The following is a 24,281-nucleotide window of genomic DNA, read 5'->3' on the forward strand; positions in this document are numbered from 1 at the left end:
CACATATTAACTGCGTTACTCGTTAACGCCGCCTTCGGTTAGTTTTTTAGGGTCCAGTAACTGTTCAAGTTTATCCCGACCTAAGTCTGTCATTTCGTCCGCAACGTCAATAATCGCGCGCCCATCTTTATAAGCCGTTTTGGCTATTTCAGCGGCTTTATTGTAGCCAATAACCGGGTTAAGAGCGGTAACCAGAATGGGGTTTTTAGACAGTGCCTGCTCGAGACGCTTTTCATTAACTTCAAAATCAGCAATGGCTTTACTGGCCAGGGCGTTGCAACTGTTGCTCAGTAAATCAATGGACTGGAGTAAATTGTAACCAATAACCGGCAGCATTACGTTTAACTGAAAGTTTCCTTGCTGAGCCGCTGTTGTCACTGTTGTGTGATTGCCATTAACCTGAGCTGCAACCATTGCCACTGCTTCGGGTATTACCGGGTTCACTTTACCCGGCATAATACTGCTTCCGGGCTGTAATGCGGTGAGCTGAATTTCGCCTAATCCGGCCAGTGGTCCGCTGTTCATCCAGCGCAAGTCGTTACTGATTTTAAGTAGCGTTGTCGCCAGTGTATTCAGTTGGGCCGAAAGCTGTAAATTGACTTCCTGCCCCGCAATACCGGTAAAAGGGTTAGCCGAAGGCTTGAATTGACTGCCACTTACCTGGGTTAGTGCGTCGGCAAATTCGGCGGCAAATTCTTTAGGCGCATTGATACCTGTACCTATGGCTGTTCCACCTTGAGGAAGGATACGACTGCGTTGCAGTAATTGCGGAAGCTGCTCGGTTGTGACTTCCAGTTGGCCCGCCCAGGCTTCTAATTCTTGCGCCATGGTCATAGGCATGGCATCCATCAAATGCGTTCTGCCTGTCTTTACAACATCCCGTAATTCAATGGATTTGCTTCTGATGGTGTCAACTAACTGCTTTAATGCCGGCTCTAACTGTTTTTCGACCGCCAGAACACTAGCAATTTGAATGGCAGTAGGAATAACATCGTTACTCGACTGACTTTGATTGACGTGGTCGTTGGGGTGAATGTCCAGCCCTTGCTGCTTTGCTAAATTTGCAATGACTTCATTGGCATTCATGTTAGAGCTTGTGCCGGAGCCTGTTTGGAATACATCAACCGGAAAGTGTTCGAGATGTTTCCCATCAATGATTTCCTGAGCGGCTTTCTCAATAGCGTCGGCATGTTTTTGGTCTAACTGCCCGATTTTAGCGTTAGCCCTTGCCGCACTGGCTTTTACCATTGCTATGGCTTGTATCATCTTAGCCGGCAGAGTGAGCCCACTAATGGAAAAGTTATCAACTGCGCGCTGAGTTTGCGCGGCGTAAAGTGCATTTTGGGGGACTTTGATTTCGCCCATGCTGTCTTTCTCTGTGCGATAATCCTGGCTCATGAGTATCCCTCCTGTCATCGAGCTTACGAGTAAAAGCGTCTATGCCTAACCTACCAAAAATGAACCATAGTGGATCATTAGTACGTACTCCAATCATAGCGCAGTTTGTTTTTTTCGGTTACGTTACAGTTGAACGTATTAAGTTATTGTCGGGGGTTGGTGTGAAGCATGTAATTGCTGCTTTTTTATTGACGGTTTTAAGTGTCCAGTATGTGTCTGCCGAGACTTTAAAAGTGAAATTGGTTGATGCAAAGGGTCAGCCGTTAGTTAATGCCGCGCTATTAATTGATAGCCAAAAAGATAAGTTTAATGAAAATAATGAAGCGATTGTTGATCAGGTGGATAAACAGTTTACTCCCACCGTCAGTGCTGTAAAAAGGGGCACGGATGTTGTATTCCCTAACAGCGATAATATTCGACACCACGTGTATTCGTTTTCTGAAGCTAAGAATTTTGAGTTAAAACTGTATTCAGACAAAGAGCAGCCAAGCGTTAACTTTGATAAAGAAGGTATTGTGACTCTGGGTTGTAATATCCATGATCAGATGATTGCTTACGTTCTGGTAAGTAATGACTATGACGTCGTTGTGACCGATGAGCAAGGTCTGGCTGAGCTTAACCTCTCTGAAGGTGAGAGTCTGGAAGAGGTGAGGGTATGGCATTACTGGATGGGCGATGATTTATCTCAAGCTCAGAACATTGCATTAGCGGCTAATGGAGAGGAGCTCACCGGACAAGTTCGGGTATCTGCGCCTCAGCAGGAAGAAAAAGAGCCTTCTCGTTTAGAACAGCGATTTAACCGTAAAGGGAACCAATGATCACACGGTTTAGAACTCGCTTAATTATTATTCTTGCCGGTTTGGTAGCCGGCGCTTTATTGGTTGCCTTAGCAGCGGTGTGGGTTGCAACGGAGAACCAGCTGGAACGCTCAATTGAAAGAGAGCTGAGTGTCAGTGAAAAGGTATTCCGCGAACTGCTCGATAGCCGTAGCACTCAGCTACTTCAGGCAGCTGAAGTTCTTACCGATGATTTTGGATTCAAGCGGGCGGTATCCTCTAAAGACCGAGAGACCATTATTTCGGCGTTAGTGAACCACGGTGAACGGATAGAAGCCGAATTAATGGTACTGCAAACACCCGACGGGAAAGAAATTGCTTCTTCACATGCTTTTGATGAATTGCGTATTAATCCTCGTGCGGCCGGTTCAAACCGAGAGCTAGCCGTGGTGGAAGACGAGCTCTTTCAGTTAGTCACCGTACCGGTTAATGCGCCTAATTTAATTGCGTGGGCAACGCTTGGCTTTGAAGTCGATTCTGAATTGGCTGAGGAGTTAAAAAGTCTGGCTAATGCTGATATCAGTTTGTGGCTGGAGAGCTCTAACGATGTTCTCGCCTCAAGCTTATCGGATTCACACGTTTCCTCTTTATCGGAGACCTTGACTCAAAGTAACGGAATTTTGGATACCTGGTTACTAAACAATGATTTTGCCGGTAATGAAGTCATCCTTAATCTTGACTCGGGCGACGCTGTTCATGTTGTGCTGACGACATCTCTGACTGCCGCAACCGAGGAGTTTACACGGCTGCGTTGGCAGATTGTTTTAATTGCCATTGCCGCTTTGGTTGTCGCTATGTTGTTAGCTGTCATTATTGCGCGCGGCGTGTCACGCCCATTGCAGCAGTTGTCAGGAGCCGCGAAGAAACTGCAGCAAGGCAACTACAGTGAAACGAATTTGTCATTAAATGATGATGAGTTCGGTAAGTTGGCTGACACTTTTGGGAGCATGCGAAAGGCTATTTCTGAGCGTGAACAGCGTATTTCTTATCAGGCATCTCATGATCATCTAACCAACTTACCTAACCGACGGTTTTTCCGAAAAGAGTTGGAGAAGTTGCTACATGCGAATAACAGTGGTTGTCTATTATTATTAAATATTCGGCAGTTCCGTGTTTTGAATGACAGTGTTGGCCAGGAAATTGGCGATGATATTTTGCGGCAACTGTCAGACCGTTTACGGCAGTGCTGCGCAAATTCAACCTTGTTAGCGAGAGTCGGTGGTGATGAGTTTGCTATTTTGTACTCTTTCGAACAATTAGCATTTGAACTAAACCGCAGCGTAAATCAATTAGAGGCGTTTCTTAAATCGCCGTTTAAAGTAGGGGACAGTGACTATCGTCTGGCTTTTAATTTAGGCGTTGTTTGTTTCCCCGAACAAGGCGCAGAGGTTGATTTATTGATTCGGCGCGCGCAGGTCAGTGTGCAGCAGGCCAAACTTCAGCAGAGCTTCTACGTAGAGTATCAGCAAGGGCTGGATGAACAGCACATGAGGCGCCTGCAAATTATTGAGTCGTTAAAAGACGCCGTAAAAGATGAAGAGCTGCATCTGGTGTTACAGCCTAAAATTCAGTGTCAGACCGGTGCAGTCATGGGTGCTGAAGTGCTTTTAAGGTGGCAGAGTGCGAAGCTGGGCTTTGTTGGTCCTGATGAGTTTATTCCTTTGGCAGAGCAGTCGGGAGCTATTACCGATTTAACAGACTGGGTCTGCAGGCAGTCTGTTGAGCTGCTCCGTAACTGGGAACAGCAAGGAAAAACTCTCAAGCTGAGTATTAATTTATCGACGGTTGACCTGTTAAGTGACGCCTTACCCTTATTGTTTGAACAACTGATAAAAGGTTTCCCTCAGTTACCGCAGCGCCTGGTTCTGGAAGTGACGGAAAGTGCCGTTATGCAGGACCCTGAAAAAGCGATTGCCCGGCTGGAAACCCTCAAGCGCCTCGGCTTTTCTATTTCTATTGATGATTATGGCACCGGACATTCATCCCTGGCACAGTTACGTAGACTGCCTGTCGAAGAACTTAAAGTTGACAGGGCGTTTGTGCAGTATTTGAGTGAAGAGGCTATGGATGAATCCATTGTCCGTTCAACGATTCAGCTAGCCCATGAATTGGGTCTTCGAGTGGTTGCAGAAGGTGTTGAAGATGAAGCCAGTTGGAAGGTACTGCAATCGCTGCAGTGCGATGAATTGCAAGGCTACTATTTTAGCAAACCCTTAGCTATTTCAGATTTTAAGAATTACTTAACCGACCATGAGTTAAAAGAATGAAAATGAATATAAGAGATTCTTTAGTGTATGGAAGCCACTCTATTTTGGCTGGTGTTTTGCTTTTTAGCTCTGCCACGTTTGCAGATCAGGGAACAAGACTGTTAGCAACGGGCGGTGCCAGTACGTTAGAAGGAGCAGGGGGAGGCGGTATAGTCCCCTGGGCAACGTTAAGCAGTTACGCAGGGAAAGGTCAATTTGGTGCTACGGTCAATTTAAGTGAAGTTGCTGTAGATGATTTTCGCCTAAGCGTACAGGGCGCCAGTGTCAGTTGGAATAACCGAATAGAATTGTCGTACGCGGAACAAACATTTGATCTGTCCACTATTGGTGGTGAGCTTAGTCAAAGTATTCTTGGTGCTAAAGTACGTTTGGCCGGCGACCTCATTTACGGCGATTTACCTCAAATCAGTGTGGGCGCGCAGCACAAAAAGAACAATGACTATGCATTGCCTTCAGCCGTTGGTTCTCAGGATGACAGCAGTGTTGACTGGTATGTCAGTGCCGCAAAAGCCTGGTTGGATGGGCCTTTTCATCGTACCTGGGTCGCAAACTTAACCTTGCGCTCAAGCAAGGCGAATCAGCTGGGTCTGCTGGGCTTTGGCGGAGACAAAGAAAACAGCAGGGACTGGCTGACGGAAGCGTCGGTAGCGGCTTTTTTGAACCGTTATTGGGCTGTAGGTATTGAATACCGCCAGAAGCCCGATAACCTAAACTTCGCTGAAGAGCAGGACTGGAAAGATCTTTTTGTCGCTTACTTCCCAAATAAACATGTGTCCGTTGTTGGCGCTTACACTGACTTAGGTTCAATAGCGGGACTCGATGATCAAACCGGCTGGTATTTGTCTGTTCAGGCAGCCTTTTAAGGAGAAATTATGAGAATAGGTGTGTTACTGGCGGTGCTATTGTTTACTCCGCTATCAATTGCTCAGAACTTGTACCAGCAGCTGGGAGAGAAAGAGGGTATTGAAACCGTTGTCGAAGAAATGCTGTACAGAGTGGGTGGTGATGACCGTATAGCCCATCATTTTACTGATGTGGACATTATGCGGGTGCATAAACTGATTAGTGAACAAATATGTGATGTTAGTGGTGGTCCATGTGACTACAGCGGAGATGATATGAAAACTTCGCATCGCAACATGGGCGTTACTAACGCGGACTTCAATGCACTGGTGGAGCACCTAATAGCGGCGATGGAAAAGCATGATATACCGGTTTCGGCTCAGAATCAGTTATTAGGTTTGCTGGCGCCTATGCATGGCGATATTGTAGAAAACTAAAGGTACCGGGGAAAGGCTGTGGCCCGCTTTGTGCGAGCCACCAATTGCTTATTAAACGTTAAAACGGAAGTGAATAACATCGCCGTCTTTAACGATGTACTCTTTTCCTTCTAAACGCCATTTACCGGCATCTTTTGCACCTTGCTCACCATTGTTAGCAATGTAGTCGTCATACCCAACGATTTCGGCACGAATAAAGCCTTTTTCAAAATCGGTGTGAATGCGTCCGGCTGCCTGAGGTGCCGTTGAGCCTACTTTCACTGTCCAGGCGCGAACTTCTTTTACGCCGGCAGTGAAGTATGTGTGCAGGTTTAATAGCTCGTAGCCACCACGAATAACGCGGTTCAAACCTGGCTCGTCCTGACCCAGTTCACTCAAAAACTCTTCTTTGTCAGCTTCGTCCAGTTCGGCTATTTCTGATTCAATAGCAGCACACACGGGAACAACAACAGCGTTTTCGGTTGCCGCAATTTCACGTACTTTATCCAGGTGTGGGTTGTTTTCAAAACCATCTTCGTTGACGTTGGCAATGTACATTGTTGGCTTTAAAGTCAGCAGGTTGTACGAGCGAATGGTTGCACGCTCATCTTTGCTGAGCTCTACAGAGCGAGCCATTTTACCTTCATCAAGTGCCGGCTTGAGTTTCTCCAGTACCGCAATTTCTGCTTTGGCCTGTGCGTCACCACCTTTCGCTTTTTTACTCAGACGGTACAAAGACTTATCAACAGAGTCTAAGTCGGCGAGTGCCAACTCGGTGTTAATGGTGTCAATGTCATCGGCAGGGTCAATACCGCCACTGACATGCACAATATTGTCGTCTTCAAAGCAGCGCACGACATGACCAATAGCGTCGGTTTCGCGGATGTTTGCTAAAAACTGGTTACCTAAACCTTCACCTTTTGAAGCGCCTTTAACTAACCCGGCGATATCAACAAATTCCATGGTTGTTGGAATCACGCGCTCGGGATTGACGATAGCGGCTAATTTATCCAGGCGAGGATCAGGGACAGGAACGACACCCGTATTCGGTTCGATGGTACAGAATGGAAAGTTTGCAGCTTCAATGCCTGCTTTTGTCAGTGCGTTGAAAAGTGTGGATTTACCCACGTTTGGTAAACCAACGATACCACATCGAAATCCCATGAGAATTCAGCCTTTCTGTTCAGGGCGGTAGCTGTGCAGACGCTGCAGTGCAGGTCCCCAGCCGTCCACCATTAATGTGTCGATACTGCGGCTGGCTTCATCGATACAATCATCGATAAGCCGCTGTTCATTTGCTGAGGCTTTGCCTAAAACAAAGCCTGTTACTTTCGTTTTATCGCCCGGGTGGCCAATACCAATGCGCAGTCGCATAAAGTCCTGGCTACCTGTCTGGGCAATAATATCTTTAATTCCGTTGTGCCCGCCGGCACCTCCACCTTTCTTAAACTTTGCAACGCCAGGGGGTAAGTCGAGCTCATCGTATGCCACTAAAATTTGGCTAGCCGGTATTTTATAAAAGTTAGCCAGCGCCGCTACAGAGAAACCACTGCGGTTCATAAAGTTTTGTGGCAGTACAATGCGAAGATCATGAGCGCCTTGTTGCCAGCGTCCAATCAGGGCTTTGCTTTTTGTATCAGGGGAAAGTGTAATTGCGTGGCGTCTGCAGAAGTCTTCGACTAACCAGAAACCAGCGTTGTGGCGAGTTCGTTCATACTCGGGGCCCGGATTTCCCAGGCCCACAAGCAGTTTTACTTCAGTTCCCATAACAGGAGACTGACTTACTCTTCGTCAGCGTCGTCTTTGCTGTTTTCAGCAGGAACGTCGCCAGGTGCTACTGTATCTTCTTCGGTCTCTTCTTTCTCGACACGAGGAGCAGTAATAGATACAACCGCCTGGTCGTGATCATCACCTTTAGTCAGTTCAACTAACTCAACGCCTTTAGGCAGTTTTAAGTCAGTCAGGTGAATGGTGTCACCAATGCTGAGTTCAGCAATATCAACTTCCAGGTACTCTGGTAAGTCTTTCGGCAATACAGTGATTTCCACATCGTTGACGTGGTGAACAACAACACCGCCTTCTTCTTTAACACCCTTAGCAGTTGTTTCGTTTAAGAAATGCAGAGGTAAGTTAGTGTGAAGTTTGTGGCCTTTCTCAACGCGCTGGAAATCCAGGTGAGTCAATTTTGGCTTGTACGGGTGACGCTGCATGTCTTTAAGGATTGCCTGATGCTTCTTGCCATCAAACTCCAGCGTCAAAATGTGCGAATAAAAGGCTTCGAAGTCAGCCATGTTATTCACTTTGTTGTGGTCCAGTTCTAATGCTACTGGCTCACCTTTACCACCATATAAAATTGCTGGTACTTTGTCCGCGTGACGCAGGCGGCGGCTCGCACCTTTCCCCTTGTCCGTACGGACGGTAGCTTTGATATTAAAATCTAATTCAGCCATGATTTGGCCTCTCAATGTTTAAAGTTTTTTATTTGTCAGCACTCGCGACCAAGAGCTGACCCAGAAACTTAGAAACCGACAACGTGGCCGGTTTCTAAGGGCGCGCAATACTAGCACTGAGCGGGATTAATTACAACAATCAGTACTCGAACATTGCGGAAATTGATTCTTCGTTACTCACTCGGCGCAGTGCTTCCGAGAGCATACCGGATAAGGTTAACTGAGTGACTTTACCGGTGGCTTTCATTTCATCACTTAATGGAACGCTGTCGGTCACAATAACTTCATCAATATCAGAGTCTTTTATATTTTGCACTGCATTACCCGAGAATACCGGGTGAGTTGCATAAGCAAATACGCGTTTAGCGCCATGTGACTTCAGTGCTTCGGCGGCTTTACATAAGGTTCCGCCAGTGTCGATCATGTCATCAACAATGATGCAGTCACGGCCTTTAACATCACCAATAATATGCATAACCTGAGATACGTTAGCAGAAGGGCGGCGCTTATCGATGATGGCTAAGTCAGTGTCATCCATAAGTTTGGCAAAAGCACGAGCACGGACAACGCCACCGATATCGGGAGAAACAACAACTGGGTTGTCAAAGTTTTGCTGACGCATGTGCTCTAATAACACCGGTGTTCCGAAAACGTTATCGACAGGTACATCGAAAAAGCCCTGAATTTGTTCAGCGTGCAAATCTACAGTCAGCACGCGGTCAACACCAACGCTTGATAAGAAGTCTGCAACGACCTTTGCCGTAATTGGAACTCGAGCTGAACGGACCCGGCGATCCTGGCGAGCATAGCCAAAATAAGGCATAACGGCAGTGATACGGCCTGCTGATGCACGACGCAGTGCATCGACCATCACAATGAGTTCCATCAGGTTGTCATTGGTCGGAGCGCAAGTAGATTGAAGAATAAAGACGTCGGAACCGCGGACGTTTTCGTTAATAGCGACGCTAATTTCGCCGTCACTAAAGCGACCAACGGATGCTTCACCAAGTTTGATATAAAGGCGATCGGCAATTTTCTGGGCTAGCTCCGGAGTGGCGTTGCCGGCGAAAAGTTTCATGTCAGGCACAACATACCTCGACTTTTATTGGGTTAATGTCTGGATAAGTGGTGAACGGTTCTGGCCTTGAGCGATAAATGAGCGTAACCCTTTAGGGACATGCTGCTGCGCTTCCTTTGCGGCTTGCCTTGTTTCAAATGAAGAAAAAAGACATGCTCCACTGCCAGTGAGCCGAGTCGGAGCGTATTCTAGCAAGGCACGACGCAACATAGCAACTTCGGTGTGTAGATCGCAGACCACTGGCTCAAATACATTAGTGACGTTTTGAGTGTCCCAGTTTTGGGCACTAACAACCGCGCAGTCTCGTTTTAGCTGTGGGTGAGAAAACAGCTCAGCTGTGCTTATGGAAACTTCGGGTTTTACCACTAAATACCAAAGTTCCGGTGGTAATACGTCGGTAAAAATATCGCCGATACCTTCGGCAAAGCATGCCTGCCCATGAATGAATACGGGAACATCTGCACCGAGCTTTCCACCAATTTTCTGCAACTCAGAAGATGAAAAATGACTGCCCCATAGGCGGTTTAACCCAACTAAAGCAGTCGCAGCATTGGATGAACCTCCGCCCAGACCTGCACCTTGCGGCAGGTGTTTTATCAACTCAATAGTGCAGCCGGGTAGTTGCTCAAAGCCTTTTTCTTTGTATGCCTGCTTGAGTGCTGCCTGAGCCTTCCAAACCAAGTTTTCCTGTTCGGGTATTTGACTACTGTTATCAATTAAACGGAATTGCCCGTCAGTTTTGTCCGTGTGAAATTTAAGGGTGTCGCCATAGTCCAGAAACTGAAATACGGTTTGCAGATTGTGATACCCGTCCGGACGACGACCTGTAATGTGCAAAAACAGATTCAATTTTGCCGGTGCAGGGAGTGTTAATGTCGTTACTGCCATTGATTCACTTGCACCTTGATTAAGAGGTTTGAACTTTCTAAGTGTATTTGTTCGGGCAGGGTGAGCGTTTGGCTCTTACTTTGGTCGTAAAACCAGTTTATCTGCCAGTCTTGCCCCTGGTTAAACACCCGGGACTGAGACAGAGTGCCGTCGTTATGATAGCGGACGGCTTTCAGCGCTACAGTTTTTTTACCTATAACCCAGTTATGCAGCTGCTCAAAAGGAACGCTCGCACCGAGTATTTGGTAAAGCAGAGCATCGGCTGAAGGTGCCCATCGTTCTTCATTATCGGAACCAACTAACAGAGCGCCGCTGTCATCAATGGTTAATTTCGCTAACTGACCTTTTAACGGGTGGGAAAAACGAATGATTTGTTGGTGTGGCAAATAAGCCCAGTTGATATAAAAACTGTCACGCTCTTCTTTCTTTTTCTGGATAATAGCCATGCGGCCACTTAACGACCATTGTTGCAGCTGCTCTAATTGTTGCTGGTGAGCTTTGATAACTTGCTGGTTCACCTGGGTGCTGCTGCGTTGCTCTGGCGGGGTTGGTAGTGCGCACCCACTGAGCAAGGTAACGGTAACGAGATAAACCCAGAAAATTCGACGTTGAATCATATTTCTCTATTGGTGCAATCGGAATGCCAGTAGTTGACCAGAAAGCGCTGTGACTTTCAATGACTAAGGCTTTCACGTACAATCGGACAACTTAGATTTTGGCCGCGTTGGGATAACGAGTTTCACAGTCAGATGACCATTTCAGCTCTTGGAATTAATCACAAAACAGCATCGGTAGATTTGCGTGAGCAAGTCGCGTTTAGTGCCGAACAGCTCGACACTGCGTTGCAGGCCGTGCGTAACCTTCAAGGCGTTGAAGAAGCGGTTATTGTCTCTACTTGTAATCGTACAGAGCTGTATTGTCGCGGTGAAGTATCCGGTGACTTGCTATTGGGCTGGCTGACGGGTTTTCATAGCCTGTCTCCTGATGCTCTGGAAAATCACCACTATTTATTTCAGGGCGAACAAGCCATCACCCACCTTATGTCCGTTGCCAGCGGTTTAGACTCTCTGGTGCTGGGCGAGCCGCAAATTCTGGGGCAGGTAAAGCAAGCGTACCAGGCCGCTAAACGACAAGCTTCTGTCGGTGGCATTCTCGAGCGTTTGTTCCAGCAAACTTTCCGGGTAGCAAAAACCGTAAGAAATGAAACCGCAGTTGGTCAGAATGCGGTTTCGGTAGCCTATGCTGCTGTTTCTATGGCACGCCATATTTTTGCCAATTTACAGAACTCAAAAGTCTTGCTTATTGGTGCCGGCGATACATCCGAGCTCGTTGCTCAGCATTTAAAGCAACAAGGTGTCAGCGAAATTATTGTCGCTAACAGAACCTTACAGCGCGCACGTGAAATGGCTGAAAGAGTCGGGGCGACAGCGCACAGTTTATCGGAGCTTTCTGAGCTTCTGCCACAGGCCGATATTGTTGTCAGTTCAACTGCCAGTACTTTACCTATTGTGGGTAAGGGCAGCATTGAAAAAGCGCTGAAAAAACGCCGTCACAGGCCTATGTTATTGATAGATTTAGCGGTTCCCCGCGATATAGAAGAACAGGTTAACGAACTGGACGATGCCTACCTTTATACCGTGGATGACTTGCAAAGCATTATTAGCGAAAACATTCGTAACCGTGAACAGGCGGCGCGTGAAGCGCAAGTTATTATTCAGCAGCAGACTCAAGAGTTTAATGATTGGCTGAAATCTCTTAACAGCGTCGAGCTTGTGCGAGAGTATCGGACACATACACGAACTCTGGCCGACGAACAGTTAAAAAAGGCACTGGCTCAACTTGAGCAGGGTAAAGACCCGGCGGAGGTTCTGCAAAGGTTCAGTCACCGTCTGGTGCAGCAGTTAACGCACAAACCGACAAACTTATTGAAATCTGCCGGCGAAAATAACGATCAATATACGCTGGCCGTTTTGCAACAACTTTGGTCAGAGCCATCCTCTGACCCATCAGAAGGCAAATAAAAACATGTTGAATCCATCCATTGAACGCAAACTAGAAGGCTTAGTTGAGCGTTATCAGGAAGTGCAGGCTTTATTGGGTGAGCCCGATGTGATCAGCGATCAAAACCGTTTCCGTGCTTTATCTCGCGAATATTCTCAACTGGAAGAAGTAGTCGGGTGCTTTGAGGAGTATCGTCAGAACCAGGATGACCAAGCCGCAGCCAAAGATATGGCTGAGGATGATGACGCAGAGATGCGCGAAATGGCGGCAGAAGAGCTTAAGCAAGCCAAAGAAGCAGAAGAAGATCTGGAAAACCGCCTGCAGCTCTTGCTGTTGCCTAAAGACCCGAACGACGACCGTTCATGCTATTTGGAGATTCGGGCCGGTGCCGGTGGTGATGAAGCTTCAATATTTGCTGGTGACTTATTCCGTATGTACAGCCGTTACGCAGAAAAAAATGGTTGGAAAGTGAATATTGTCAGTGCCAGTGATGGCGAACACGGCGGTTATAAAGAAATTATTGCGCATATGAGTGGTGACGGTGTTTTCGGTCGAATGAAGTTTGAATCGGGCGGCCACCGCGTACAACGTGTTCCCGAAACAGAGTCGCAGGGTCGTATTCATACTTCAGCTTGTACCGTAGCGGTGCTGCCGGAAATTCCGGAAGCCGAAGCTGTTGAAATTAACCCGGCCGACTTACGTGTTGATACTTACCGCGCCTCAGGAGCGGGTGGTCAGCACGTTAACCGTACCGATTCAGCGATTCGCCTTACCCACTTACCGACAGGGGTGGTCGTTGAGTGTCAGGAAGAGCGTTCTCAACATAAAAACCGGGCGAAAGCCATGTCGGTTTTGCAGGCAAGAATACAGCGTCTGGAAGACGAAAAACGTCAGGCTGAAGAAGACAGCACGCGTCGTAACTTAGTGGGCAGTGGTGACCGTTCGGAGCGTATCCGTACATACAACTATCCGCAGAGCCGTGTTACAGACCACCGCATTAACCTTACCTTGTACCGATTAGATGAAGTGCTAACCGGCGATATCGACTTAATACTCGATGCAATCATTACTGAGCATCAAGCCGATCAACTGGCGGCGTTGTCTGAAGGACAGCAATGACACTACAGCAGGCGATAATCTGGGGCAGAGAGCAATTAAGTCAAAGCGAAGACGCGGCTGCTGATGTATCTGCCTTACTTTGTTATGTGTTGAATAAAGAAAAAGCCTATCTTCTGACCTGGCCTGAAAAGGAACTCACGGCTGAGCAGCTTGAGCATTATCGGAGCGTTATTGCAGCTCGCCAGAAGGGGCGTCCGGTGGCTCATATAACCGGTCGCCGCGAGTTTTGGTCACTGATGCTTGAAGTTAACGACAGTACTTTGATTCCCCGGCCCGACACCGAAACCCTGGTTGAAGCCGCCCTTAGCCTGGAGCTTCCTGAAAACGCCCGTGTGCTCGATTTAGGTACAGGAACCGGAGCGGTGGCACTGGCGCTAAAGTCGGAACGACCCGGGTGGCAGGTTATGGCGTGTGACAGCAATGAAGCAGCCGTTGAACTGGCTAAGCGTAATAGTAAAAAATTAGGCTTAGATGTTGATATTTTGTACAGCGACTGGTTTCAATCTGTGCCAAAGTCGCTTAACTTTGACTTGGTGCTATCCAACCCACCTTATATTGATGCTGGCGATCCACATTTAGGCGCAGGGGATGTTAGATTTGAACCCCATACGGCATTAGTTGCAGAAAATAATGGTTTAGCCGATATTGAGACTATTATAAAACAGGCTAATGAACGTTTAGTTGAACAGGGCTGGTTACTACTTGAGCAAGGATGGCAACAGGCAGATAGTGTCGTTGAGCTGTTGTTGAAAAATGGTTATAAAATGATTAACCGTTGGCAGGATTATGCTAGGGTAGAACGAGTTACCGGTGGGAAGAAAGCCAGGGCGGAGAGAGAATAATAATGAGCAATCAGTTTATGTTTGCTGACGAAGCCAGCCAGCAAACCACAAAATTACCGACAGAATACTGGAAAATTCTGATTGTCGACGACGAACCAGAGGTGCACGCCGTAACCAAACTGGCCTTAAACGACTTTAATTTTTTAGGTCGGGGGTTAAAGTTTTACAGTGCTTTTTCTGGTGAAGAAGCGCGGCAATTAATCGATGAACACCCTGATGCGGCAATACTGTTACTGGACGTCGTCATGGAAACAGACGACGCCGGACTGCAGGTGGCGCGCTATATTCGCGAACAGGCAGACAACCACTTTACCCGCATTATTCTGCGAACCGGGCAGCCGGGGCAAGCGCCAGAGCGTACGGTTATCGTTAATTACGATATTAACGACTATAAGTCTAAGACAGAACTTACGGCGCAAAAACTCTTTACCGCAGTCATGTCATCGTTGCGTTCATACCGCGATATTATGTCGATTGACCAAAGCCGTCACGGGCTTGAAAAAATCATCTCAGCTTCTGCGAACCTTTACGCTTTACAGCCAATGAATAGCTTTGTTGATGGTTTAGTGCAACAACTCAGTTGGGTTATTGGCGGGGCAAAGCAGACGCTTTATGCAACGTCTAACGAAGACGGCTCCACCTATAAAGTTCTGGCCGCTCATGGTGAAGACTCGAAAGTTTGTGTCGGGCAAACCTTACGCTCTGTTATCCCGTCAAAAGCTTTGTCAGAACTTGAGCATGTTATTGCGAACCATGGTTCCTATTATGGCGACGACTTCGTACTTTTATATTGCCGCAGTCACTGTCGTGCACATGGATCCGTTTTGTTTATCGGAGGCTTGTCTCGCCCTCTGACCGCAGACGATCATCACGTTCTTCAATTGTTTTCAGAGAACGTCCAACTGGCACAGGATAACGTTGTGTGCCTGGAAGACTCCGATAAATTCCTGGCGCGCTTAGCGGATCAGCTGATGCTTCACCATGCAAGCCAGTTTAATCGTGTTCTCGAGCAAGACAATGAAGTTCGTTTGACTTACGAAATAGCACAACGGGTTGTTGCAGATGACGCGGAAACGACCGCATTAGCCTGGTCATTGTTCGCACAAGCTCGGCCATTACTCGATTGCGCAACTGATGCCGCAGCTGCCGTAGAAACAACCTGTCAGCAGCGTGTTGCACGTTCACTGAGAGCATTAGCGCATGGTGAGCATGAAGCAACACAGAGTGCCCACAGAGCATTAATAGAAAGACTTGAGCGGTGGGACGGACTGGGTTTACCGGAAGGTAAGCAAGGTTCTGATATCGCAATAAGTACTCAAGTTTTGTTATTAACTGAGCAGCTCCTTGAATGGTGGGAGAGTGGCATCAGCGATGACGATATTACAGTACGGTTGAACGATGAAAAAGGTCGCTACTATTCACCCAAGTTTCTTGATGTAGTGATTAAAGCCCTGCCTGAACTTAGAAAAATTTAATTAAATAATAAGAGGTTACTTGTGTACACTGCTTTTAAACACTTACATGTATTGTTTGTGCTGATTTCGATCAGCCTTTTTTTATTCCGTTTCGTACTGCAATTAATTGACTCGCCACTAGTTAAAAAGAAGTGGTTAAAAATAGTCCCTCACGTTAACGACACCTTATTGCTGCTTAGCGCCGTTGGTATCATGGTGAGCTTAAGTATGTACCCAATTCAGGTTCCCTGGCTAACGGACAAAGTGATAGGTGTTATTGCTTACATTGGCTTTGGCGTATTAGCCATGAAAGGAAAGACAGCTGGCGCTCGCTGGCTTGGGTTTATTGGCGCCTGTGGCTGGATAGCATTTCTGCTGCACGTTGCAATGTCAAAACAAGCACTTATTGCCGGTTAATTTAAGGGAATATTTATGTTGGCGCCTGAATCAGTTGTTTCTCAAACCAATGCGTTAATTACCAACGACGGAGTTGTTGCCGGGTTATTATTTGCAATTCTCGGTTTCGTTTTTTATACCAACACCAGTGAACACCCTGCTTTCAAAAAGTTTTACCGTTTTGTTCCTGCGTTGTTGCTTTGTTATTTTCTGCCGTCTTTATTGAATACCTTTGGTATTGTTGACGGAAACCAGACAGCAGTAACCGATATTGCTATGGATTACCTGTTACCTGCCTGTATGGTTTTACTGACTTTAAGTCTGGATGTTAAAGCCGTTTTAGGTCTTGGTTCTAAGGCTCTTATTCTGTTCTTAACCGGTACCTTCGGTATTGTCATTGGTGGTCCAATTGCTTTGCTACTGGTTTCTGCTGTGTTTCCGGAAATGATAGGCGGAGCAGGGCCTGACGCTGTTTGGCGAGGAATGACAACAATTGCCGGAAGCTGGATTGGCGGTGGTGCTAACCAGGCCGCAATGAAAGAAGTGTATGAAGTGGGTGGCGATATTTTTTCCGCCATGGTCACTGTTGATATTATTGTCGCCAACCTCTGGATGGCAGTATTGCTGTATATGGCTGCAAACTCTAAGAAGATAGACGCTCGCACAGGAGCAGATACATCAGCTATCGACAATATTCGCCACAGAGTTGAAAAGTATGAAGCGGAGCATGTCAGAAACCCCAGCTTACGCGACTTGATGCTCATTTTAGCTATTGGCTTTGGTGTTGCTGGCTTGGCGCATTTATTAGCTGACTGGATTGCACCGGCAATAGCGACGAATTACCCGGCATTGAGTAAATTCAGTTTAGACAGCTTATTCTTCTGGGTGATTGTGCTTGCAACTGCTGGCGGTATTGCGCTGTCCTTTACCCGGGCCCGGTCAATGGAAGCTGCCGGTGCCTCGAAAATTGGCTCAGTTTTTGTTTATGTTCTGGTTGCCAGCATTGGCCTGCATATGGATGTCACAAAAATTGTGGAAACACCGAAGTACTTCTTAATTGGTGCTATCTGGATGATCATTCACGCCAGCTTGATGCTATTGGTGGCAAAACTGCTGCGCGCTCCGGTGTTTTATATGGCGGTTGGCAGTCAGGCGAACGTTGGTGGTGCGGCGTCAGCCCCCGTTGTTGCCTCAGCTTTTCATCCTTCATTAGCACCGGTTGGTGTATTATTAGCGGTAATGGGGTATGCGCTGGGAACTTACATGGCGTACTTCGCAGGCCAGATCTTACGTGTTGTTGGTAGCTAATCGCAGGAGTTTAGGATGATCAAAGAATTACAGCTGGGCGACATTCAGATAGCAAATGACAAGCCGTTTGTTTTATTTGGCGGAATGAATGTGCTGGAGTCTCGTGACTTAGCCCTGCGAATTGCCGAACATTATGTGGAAGTAACCAGCAAACTGGGTATTCCATACGTGTTTAAGGCATCATTTGATAAAGCTAACCGGTCGTCCATTCATTCATTTCGCGGACCCGGCCTGGAAGAGGGCTTACGCATTTTTGAAGAGGTAAAGCAGCAGTTTAACGTGCCTCTTATTACCGACGTCCACGAGCCCCATCAGGCGGCCCCGGTAGCGGAAGTGGTTGATGTGTTGCAGCTTCCTGCGTTTCTTGCGCGACAGACTGACCTGGTGGTTGCCATGGCGGAAACTGGCGCTATGGTTAACATTAAAAAGCCACAGTTTCTCGCGCCGCATGAAATGAAGCACATCATCAAAAAGTTTGCAGAAGCGGGCAACGAAAAAATCATGTTATGTGAGCGTGGCTCAAGCTTTGGTTACAACAACCTGGTTGTTGATATGCTTGGCATGGATGATATGAAGCCCATGGCGCCGGTTATCTTTGACGCTACTCATGCCTTGCAACGTCCGGGAGGACGAGCTGACTCAGCCGATGGTCGACGGGCACAGGCTGCACAACTGGCCCGCTCTGGTATGTCACTGGGTATTGCCGGGTTGTTCATTGAAGCTCATCCTAACCCCGATGAAGCCAAGTGCGATGGACCCTGTGCGTTACCTTTACATGCGTTAGAGCCTTATTTGCAGCAAATGAAAGCCATTGACGACTTAGTGAAGTCATTTGCACCTTTAGATACGTCTAACTGACACTATGTCATTGCAAAGCAATCAATCTTTACGGCAAACGCCGCTTGATAGTCGACAGGCCATTAAGCTACTGCTAAAAGCGGTGGGCGGATTGATTGCGCTGCTTTCTATTGCGTTGCTTGCCCCTTTCGTTATGGCGGTTGTTAGCGGCGAGAAAGAGCAATGGACCTATTTAACGCTCTCTATTATTGGCTTGGTTGTTGGCTTGGTTTTATTTCTGCAACCTGCTGGTGACGCTAAGCTCAGAGCGCGACAAGTCTTCTTGCTGACTTCGTTGTGTTGGGTGTCAGCCAGTTTATTTGCAACCTTGCCTTTTATTTTTGCAAAGCCTTATCTGGACTTTCCTAGCGCCTGGTTTGAAGCTATGTCGGCTATTACCACAACCGGTGCAACAGTTATTTCAGGGTTGGATGATTTACCCGCCAGTGTGCTGTTATGGCGCGCTATGCTTCAGTGGTTAGGCGGTATTGGAATCATCGTAATGGCAATGGCAATTTTACCCTTCCTGCAGGTGGGTGGTATGCGTCTGTTCCAGGCGGAATCATCCGATATGTCAGGCAAGTTCATGCCGCGCTCAAGCCATATGGTTATGGCAATAGGGCGAGTGTATCTCATATTAACGGCGGCGGTTATTGGTCTGTATTTAATGGGCGGAATGAGCAGCTTTGACGCTTTTGCGCATGGTATGACAACTATTAGTACAGCGGGTTTCTCAAACTACGATGCCTCTTTTGGCCACTTTTCTGATACTCCATTCCTGGTTATAACGGGCACCATTTTTATGGTGGCAGGGGCACTGCCTTTTGTGCTTTATATACGGTTACTGAAAAGAGACTTTGAACCGCTGTGGAAAGACACTCAGGTGCGCGCCTTTGTAACTTTTCTGCTTATTGCTATTGCGTTGATTACTTTGGTGCAAATAGCCAAAGGCCGGGAGTTCGGCGATGCGTTAATGCACACAGCGTTTAACGTAGTGTCGGTAGTAACAACAACGGGGTACGCAACAGAAGACTACGGCAGTTGGGGAAGCTGGTCGTTAATGGTCTTCTTCTATTTGATGTTTATTGGTGGTTGTACCGGCTCAACTTCCGGTGGTATGAAAATTTTCCGTTTTCAGTTGTCACAACTTTTATTGAGAAAGCAGTTCAGCCAGTTAATTCATCCTAACCTGGTGAGCGTTCAAACCTATCAGGAGCGTCGGGTTAACGACTCGTTGCTGGGCTCTATGGTCGCTTTCTGTTTTATGTACTTTCTTCTTATTGCCGTTATAGCGCTGGGTTTGTCGTTATTTGACCTCGACTTTTTGACAGCAATATCCGCTGCTGCCTCGGCGGTTGGTAACGTTGGGCCCGGTTTAGGCGAAATTATAGGCCCGGCAGGTAACTTCTCAAGCCTGGACGGCGGCGCTAAATTGCTGCTTATTTTTGCAATGTTGGCCGGTCGTCTTGAAATTATGACCGTACTTATTCTGTTCCACCGTCATTACTGGCGGCATTAAGTCCTATACAATTAAGTTTACGCGGCAGATCAAAATAAATTCAGCGAACACTTGCACGCTGAAACGACATGAATTAGATTAAACGCATGTTTAAATCATGCGTTTATTTATTTCATGGCAGCACGCATTTCGACTCAAAAGAAAATACTCAACGCCGCAGAAATGCTTTTTTCCAGAGATGGATTTGAGCAAACCTCTTTACGGCAAATCACGCAGGAGGCGGGGGTTAACCTTGCCTCTGTCAATTATCACTTTGGTTCAAAAAAAGCGCTTATTCAAGCGGTAATGGCACGCTATTTAGTTATTTTTATGCCCGTTTTGGAAGAACAGCTGCAACAAGCTGAACAGCAAAGCGAGTTAAAAACAGAAGAGCTGTTTAAGCGTTTCAAAATACCGCTGGCAAAGTTAACTGAGGTTAATAAACAAGGGCCGGATATCTTTTTAAGATTACTCGGCTTTGCTTATTCTGAAATTCAGGGGCATTTGCGCAAATATACTCAGCAAGAGTTTGGCGGTGTATTGCAGCATTTATTAGCTCTGTTAAAGCGCGCAAATCCACATTTAGATGAGCAACAAATGTTTTGGCGTCTACACTTTATATTAGGCGCCGCCGTTTTTGCTCAAGTATCGGGGCAGGCTTTGATTGAAATTGCTCAGTCGGAATTTAATGAAAAGGTTGAGGCGCAGGACGTCATTGATCAACTCATACCTTTTGTTTCCGGCGGGCTTGAAGAAGCGTAAAGATACCGTTGTAAGTTCGAGATTTGACGACACTTTTATTGTGATGGTGCACTGGAGATAACCATGGAAATTTTTATTCTGTTAGTGGTTTTAGTGGTACTGGTGTTTGCAGTCGGAGATATCCGTCGCAGCCTGGTAACTAAACCGGTTTTTGCTATTTTTAAGCGCATTTTGCCGCCTATGTCGGATACCGAACGCGAAGCTATGGAAGCGGGTGACGTTTGGTGGGACGGCGAGTTGTTCAGCGGCCGCCCAGACTGGCAGAAGTTACTTGATGTACCCGAGCCAAAACTGACCGCTGATGAGCAGGCGTTTGTCGATAACCAGTTGGCAAAACTGATGGACATGCTGGACGATTTTAAAATTGTTCAACAAGACCGTGACTTACCCAAACAAGTTTGGGACTACCTGCGTAAAGAACGTTTCTTTGCCATGATTATTGGCAAAGATCACGGCGGCCTGGATTTTTCTCCCGCGGCAAACTCTTACATTGTTTCGAAAATTGCCAGCCGCTCTATCAGTGCGGCGGTATCGGTCATGGTGCCTAACTCATTAGGTCCGGGTGAGTTACTGACGCACTATGGTACAAAAGAGCAAAAAGACTATTGGTTACCACGCCTTGCGGACGGAACAGACATTCCTTGTTTTGCACTGACAGGACCTGAGGCTGGCTCCGACGCGGGTGCTATTCCCGATGAAGGCATCATTTGCAAAGGCGAGCATGAAGGCAAAGAAGTTGTCGGCATTCGTCTTAATTGGTCTAAGCGCTACATTACACTGGCTCCGTCAGCAACCGTTTTGGGTTTGGCCTTTAAACTCTATGACCCCGAAGCGCTTTTAGGCAGTAAAAAAGAAATAGGTATTACCTGTGCGTTAATTCCTACTTCGCATAAAGGCGTTGAAATTGGCGACCGCCATTTCCCGCTAAACCAGGCTTTCCTTAACGGTACAACCTTTGGTAAAGACGTTTTCATTCCGCTGGACTGGATTATTGGTGGTGCTGATTACGCTGGTAAAGGCTGGCGTATGTTGGTCGAATGCTTGTCAGCTGGCCGTGGTATTTCTTTACCCGCTCTGGCCACGGCGTCGGGCCATGTTACTCAGCGTATGACCGGTGCTTATGCTTACGTTCGTCAGCAGTTTGGTATGCCTATTGGTATGTTTGAAGGCGTTCAGTCATCAATGGGTAAAATTGGTGGCACCAACTACATTCTGGAATCAACACGCCGACTGACTATTTCTGCTTTGTGTCAGGGGCAGAGCCCGTCTGTTGTTACAGCCATGACCAAGTACCATATGACCGAAATGGGGCGCGAAGTACTTGAACACGCCATGGATATTCATGCCGGTAAAGGCATTCAGTTAGGTCCGCATAACTATTTGGGTCATGCGTACATGGCAACACCGGTATCCATTACCGTTGAAGGCGCGAATATTCTGACTCGTAATTTGATGATATTTGGTCAGGGGGCAACGCGTTGTCACCCTTACGTGTTAAAAGAAATGAAGGCTGCAGCTAACCCGAATGAAGACGAAGGTATGCGCGAGTTTGACAGCCTGCTACTGAAACATATTGGCTTTGCTGCTAGCAACGTCTTTGGCAGCTTGTGGCTGGGTCTTACTGGTGCTCGTTTTGGTGAATCACCGGTTAGTGGTGAAACTGCACACTATTACCGCAAGCTGGGCCGTATGAGCCGCGGTCTTGCATTAGCGTCGGACATTTCCATGCTGATGATGGGAGGCGACTTAAAGCGTAAAGAGATGATCTCAGCCCGTTTAGGCGATGTTTTAAGCCACTTGTATATGGCTTCGGCAGTACTTAAGCGCTTTGAAGATGAAGGTCGCCAGGTGGCTGATTTGCCTTACGTTCATTACGCGCTTAAGCACCATTTATTCAGCATTGCTGATGCCTTCTATGGCTTCTTTGACAACTTCCCGAACCGCTTTATGGCGTGGGTAATGCGTATACTGATTTTCCCTCTGGGAAATCACTTCAAAAAGCCATCAGATGAGATCTTACAGAATATCAGCACCAGCATGATGGAGCCGGGGGTTACCCGTGACCGTCACACCTTCTTGTGCTACTGGAAAGACAGCATCGGTGACGCTACCGGACACATGGAAAAAGCGTTCTTGTCTATGCTGGAAATGAAGCCGGTTTATAAAACACTGCGTAAGGCGCAAAAACGTGGTGAATTATCGTCCAACCTTAATGGTCAGGAACTGGCCGATGCGGCACTGCAAAAAGGCTTAGTCGACAAAGAAACGGCTGATAAGTTGGCTGAAACCGAAGAACTGCGTTTAACCGCTATTGGTGTCGACAGCTTTGCGCCGGGTATTATTGAGAATAATCAGTTCTATACGGCAAAAGGTGACATAAGAAAAGCAGCGGTTAAAGACTAACCGCTGCTAATACGAGTTCTTACTGAATAGACTCGCGCTTATCTTTCATATTGTAGATAGGTGTTACAAAAGAGCGCTTCTGAGCGCTCTTTTTCGTTTCTGCGCTAGCTGAAGCGGCAGGGCAGCTGCCACTGCTGATGTAAGTATTTGCAGCCGCTGTGAGTGGATCCTCAGCGCTGCCCCAGTCTCCAACAATTTCATCTTCAACTGAACAGTTCGGAGCAATACCGTCGTAATATTTACCTTCACCTTCTGAGTTTACGGTCTCGAAGTTAATCGCAAAGGTGACTTTATCGCACAGCTCTTCGGGCTGTTGGCCTACCGGTTTACCACAGGTGGGTTCACCAACAGTAACAACCTCAATGTGAGGACTCAGGGAGTTAATAATGATTTCTGAAGACGAACAACTGCTGCCGGTAGTCAGTACAAATACACGGTCTAAATCTAACTGTTCAACGCCATCGACCAGACTAAAGTCAATGCTCTGATTATTGCTGCTGTTTTGTTCGTTAAAACGGTACTCCAAAAAGGTTTCACCCTGGACATTTATGCCTGCCGCCTGAGTTGCGACCTGGTTAGCGTAGCGGATCAAACCACCACCGTTGTAGCGAACATCAATGACTAAATGGTTAATACCTTCAGCTGCAAATAAATCAAAGGCATTGTTTAAGTCGTCGCCTGTGCGGTTAATGAAAGAATCTAATGTAAAGTAGCCAACGGTTTCGCCGTCCAGCTGGTAAGTTTGAGCGCCCATAACGGTATTGGTTTCTACTTCAACTTTACTTAGCACTTCAGTTTGTTCTGTGCCGTCAGGCTTTTGCCAGGTAATTTCGCGGCTCAGGCCTTCTTCATTAGGGCCCAGCGCGTCATTAAATTCACCATTAGCAAGCAGTTCAGAAACCGCTACACCCTCAATAGCAATAAGTTCATCGGCGCGGTCAATGCCTGCGGTATCGGCAGGGGAGTCGTCATAGACAAAGCGAAACTTAACGCGGCTTTCATTAATTTGTTCCATAGAGAAGCCAAAGCCGAAGTAGGTAGCACTGACAAACAGCTGATCGTACTCTTCCTCAGTTAATATGTAACTGTAGCGGTCCTCCGGTGCACGCAGTTCTTCAAGTACCGCATACACATCGTCAAAAGCTTCAGGATCTAAACTGTCCTGCAGTTGGTCAGCCCAAAAATAGTCGTCCTTCATGTATTCGAAAAAGCGCTGATTTTGGTCCTCGACCGAGCAAAAGGCGTAACCATCGTCGTTATTGGTTCCGCCAGAATTGTCCGTACCACCGCTATCTGAACCACCGCAGGCAGAAAGGGTTAGAGTAATACCTATGCATAAAAGTGATTTGTCGAGTCTCATACTGCATCTCTTGTTGTGTTGTAAAAATGTTAATTTAGCATAAGGAACGAAAAGATAAACAGGGAACATGGCGTCTTTACTTAACTCATGGCAAACTGCTGACTATTGAAAACCAAACGAGAAAG

22 protein-coding genes are annotated in these 24,281 nt (G+C 47.0%); 14 read left to right on the forward strand and 8 right to left on the reverse strand.

Annotation, left to right across the window (positions count from 1 at the left end):
- Window positions 1-15 precede the first annotated feature (15 nt).
- Complete coding sequence (locus BM359_RS01140) at window positions 16-1,398, reverse strand: class II fumarate hydratase (protein ID WP_054487130.1); 1,383 nt, start codon at window positions 1,396-1,398, stop codon at window positions 16-18.
- Between the two features lie 161 nt (window positions 1,399-1,559).
- Here BM359_RS01140 and BM359_RS01145 point away from each other — a divergent pair, with 161 nt between their 5' ends.
- Genes BM359_RS01145 through BM359_RS01160 form a run of 4 tightly spaced genes read left to right on the forward strand, consistent with a single transcriptional unit; the run spans window position 1,560 to window position 5,781 of the window.
- On the forward strand, window positions 1,560-2,216 hold the full coding sequence (locus BM359_RS01145; protein ID WP_054488481.1) for a methylamine utilization protein: 657 nt from the start codon (window positions 1,560-1,562) through the stop codon (window positions 2,214-2,216).
- Window positions 2,213-4,501, forward strand: coding sequence for a putative bifunctional diguanylate cyclase/phosphodiesterase (locus BM359_RS01150; RefSeq protein WP_054487132.1), 2,289 nt, complete (start codon window positions 2,213-2,215; stop codon window positions 4,499-4,501). Before BM359_RS01145 ends, BM359_RS01150 begins: the two co-directional genes overlap by 4 nt.
- A gap of 2 nt (window positions 4,502-4,503) precedes the next feature.
- On the forward strand, window positions 4,504-5,364 hold the full coding sequence (locus BM359_RS01155) for a DUF3034 family protein (protein WP_143441124.1): 861 nt from the start codon (window positions 4,504-4,506) through the stop codon (window positions 5,362-5,364).
- Between the two features lie 9 nt (window positions 5,365-5,373).
- Window positions 5,374-5,781 carry a group I truncated hemoglobin gene (locus BM359_RS01160; protein ID WP_054487134.1) on the forward strand — a complete coding sequence of 136 codons (408 nt, stop codon included), beginning with the start codon at window positions 5,374-5,376 and terminating at the stop codon, window positions 5,779-5,781.
- Window positions 5,782-5,832: 51 nt separating this feature from the next.
- Here the strand turns inward: BM359_RS01160 and ychF are convergent, their stop codons facing one another.
- The 6 genes from ychF to lolB form a co-directional block, all read right to left on the reverse strand.
- Window positions 5,833-6,924 (reverse strand): redox-regulated ATPase YchF, encoded by a 1,092-nt coding sequence (ychF, locus tag BM359_RS01165; RefSeq protein WP_054487137.1) that lies wholly within the window; start codon window positions 6,922-6,924, stop codon window positions 5,833-5,835.
- A gap of 6 nt (window positions 6,925-6,930) precedes the next feature.
- Entirely contained in the window at window positions 6,931-7,527 is a 597-nt protein-coding gene (pth, locus tag BM359_RS01170) for an aminoacyl-tRNA hydrolase (RefSeq protein ID WP_054487139.1), read from the reverse strand.
- Window positions 7,528-7,541: 14 nt separating this feature from the next.
- Complete coding sequence (locus tag BM359_RS01175) at window positions 7,542-8,210, reverse strand: 50S ribosomal protein L25/general stress protein Ctc (protein WP_054487141.1); 669 nt, start codon at window positions 8,208-8,210, stop codon at window positions 7,542-7,544.
- Between the two features lie 139 nt (window positions 8,211-8,349).
- Window positions 8,350-9,297: a ribose-phosphate pyrophosphokinase gene (locus BM359_RS13015; RefSeq protein WP_143441125.1), complete on the reverse strand. Its 948-nt coding sequence runs from the start codon at window positions 9,295-9,297 to the stop codon at window positions 8,350-8,352.
- Between the two features lie 15 nt (window positions 9,298-9,312).
- Window positions 9,313-10,176, reverse strand: coding sequence for a 4-(cytidine 5'-diphospho)-2-C-methyl-D-erythritol kinase (ispE, locus tag BM359_RS13020; protein ID WP_054487146.1), 864 nt, complete (start codon window positions 10,174-10,176; stop codon window positions 9,313-9,315).
- On the reverse strand, window positions 10,167-10,793 hold the full coding sequence (gene lolB / locus BM359_RS01185; RefSeq protein WP_054487148.1) for a lipoprotein insertase outer membrane protein LolB: 627 nt from the start codon (window positions 10,791-10,793) through the stop codon (window positions 10,167-10,169). The genes ispE and lolB overlap by 10 nt, the downstream gene beginning before the upstream one ends.
- A gap of 132 nt (window positions 10,794-10,925) precedes the next feature.
- Between lolB and hemA the strand changes: the two genes are divergently transcribed.
- The 10 genes from hemA (at window position 10,926) to BM359_RS01235 (ending at window position 22,796) form a co-directional block, all read left to right on the forward strand.
- Complete coding sequence (gene hemA, locus BM359_RS01190) at window positions 10,926-12,197, forward strand: glutamyl-tRNA reductase (RefSeq protein ID WP_054487150.1); 1,272 nt, start codon at window positions 10,926-10,928, stop codon at window positions 12,195-12,197.
- Between the two features lie 7 nt (window positions 12,198-12,204).
- Window positions 12,205-13,296: a peptide chain release factor 1 gene (prfA, locus tag BM359_RS01195; protein WP_143441133.1), complete on the forward strand. Its 1,092-nt coding sequence runs from the start codon at window positions 12,205-12,207 to the stop codon at window positions 13,294-13,296.
- On the forward strand, window positions 13,293-14,138 hold the full coding sequence (gene prmC, locus BM359_RS01200) for a peptide chain release factor N(5)-glutamine methyltransferase (protein ID WP_054487155.1): 846 nt from the start codon (window positions 13,293-13,295) through the stop codon (window positions 14,136-14,138). Before prfA ends, prmC begins: the two co-directional genes overlap by 4 nt.
- 2 nt (window positions 14,139-14,140) lie before the next feature.
- On the forward strand, window positions 14,141-15,613 hold the full coding sequence (locus BM359_RS01205) for a DUF3369 domain-containing protein (protein ID WP_054487157.1): 1,473 nt from the start codon (window positions 14,141-14,143) through the stop codon (window positions 15,611-15,613).
- 21 nt (window positions 15,614-15,634) lie between these two features.
- Window positions 15,635-16,009 carry a SirB2 family protein gene (locus BM359_RS01210; protein ID WP_054487160.1) on the forward strand — a complete coding sequence of 125 codons (375 nt, stop codon included), beginning with the start codon at window positions 15,635-15,637 and terminating at the stop codon, window positions 16,007-16,009.
- Window positions 16,010-16,024: 15 nt separating this feature from the next.
- Entirely contained in the window at window positions 16,025-17,296 is a 1,272-nt protein-coding gene (locus BM359_RS01215) for a DUF819 family protein (protein WP_054487163.1), read from the forward strand.
- Window positions 17,297-17,311: 15 nt separating this feature from the next.
- Window positions 17,312-18,154: a 3-deoxy-8-phosphooctulonate synthase gene (kdsA, locus tag BM359_RS01220; RefSeq protein WP_054487165.1), complete on the forward strand. Its 843-nt coding sequence runs from the start codon at window positions 17,312-17,314 to the stop codon at window positions 18,152-18,154.
- 10 nt (window positions 18,155-18,164) lie between these two features.
- Window positions 18,165-19,652, forward strand: coding sequence for a TrkH family potassium uptake protein (locus tag BM359_RS01225; protein ID WP_054488485.1), 1,488 nt, complete (start codon window positions 18,165-18,167; stop codon window positions 19,650-19,652).
- Window positions 19,653-19,766: 114 nt separating this feature from the next.
- The gene (locus tag BM359_RS01230; RefSeq protein ID WP_054487168.1) at window positions 19,767-20,393 is read left to right on the forward strand and encodes a TetR/AcrR family transcriptional regulator; all 627 of its coding nucleotides are present in this window, start codon (window positions 19,767-19,769) and stop codon (window positions 20,391-20,393) included.
- 63 nt (window positions 20,394-20,456) lie between these two features.
- A complete protein-coding gene (locus tag BM359_RS01235; RefSeq protein ID WP_054487170.1) occupies window positions 20,457-22,796 on the forward strand; it encodes an acyl-CoA dehydrogenase in 2,340 nt (779 codons plus the stop codon).
- Between the two features lie 19 nt (window positions 22,797-22,815).
- On the opposite strand, the gene BM359_RS01240 is transcribed toward BM359_RS01235, so the two are convergent.
- The gene (locus BM359_RS01240; protein WP_054487172.1) at window positions 22,816-24,156 is read right to left on the reverse strand and encodes a S41 family peptidase; all 1,341 of its coding nucleotides are present in this window, start codon (window positions 24,154-24,156) and stop codon (window positions 22,816-22,818) included.
- Window positions 24,157-24,281: the final 125 nt, after the last annotated feature.

It is taken from the genome of Idiomarina abyssalis, assembly GCF_900116625.1.
Taxonomy (GTDB): domain Bacteria; phylum Pseudomonadota; class Gammaproteobacteria; order Enterobacterales; family Alteromonadaceae; genus Idiomarina; species Idiomarina abyssalis.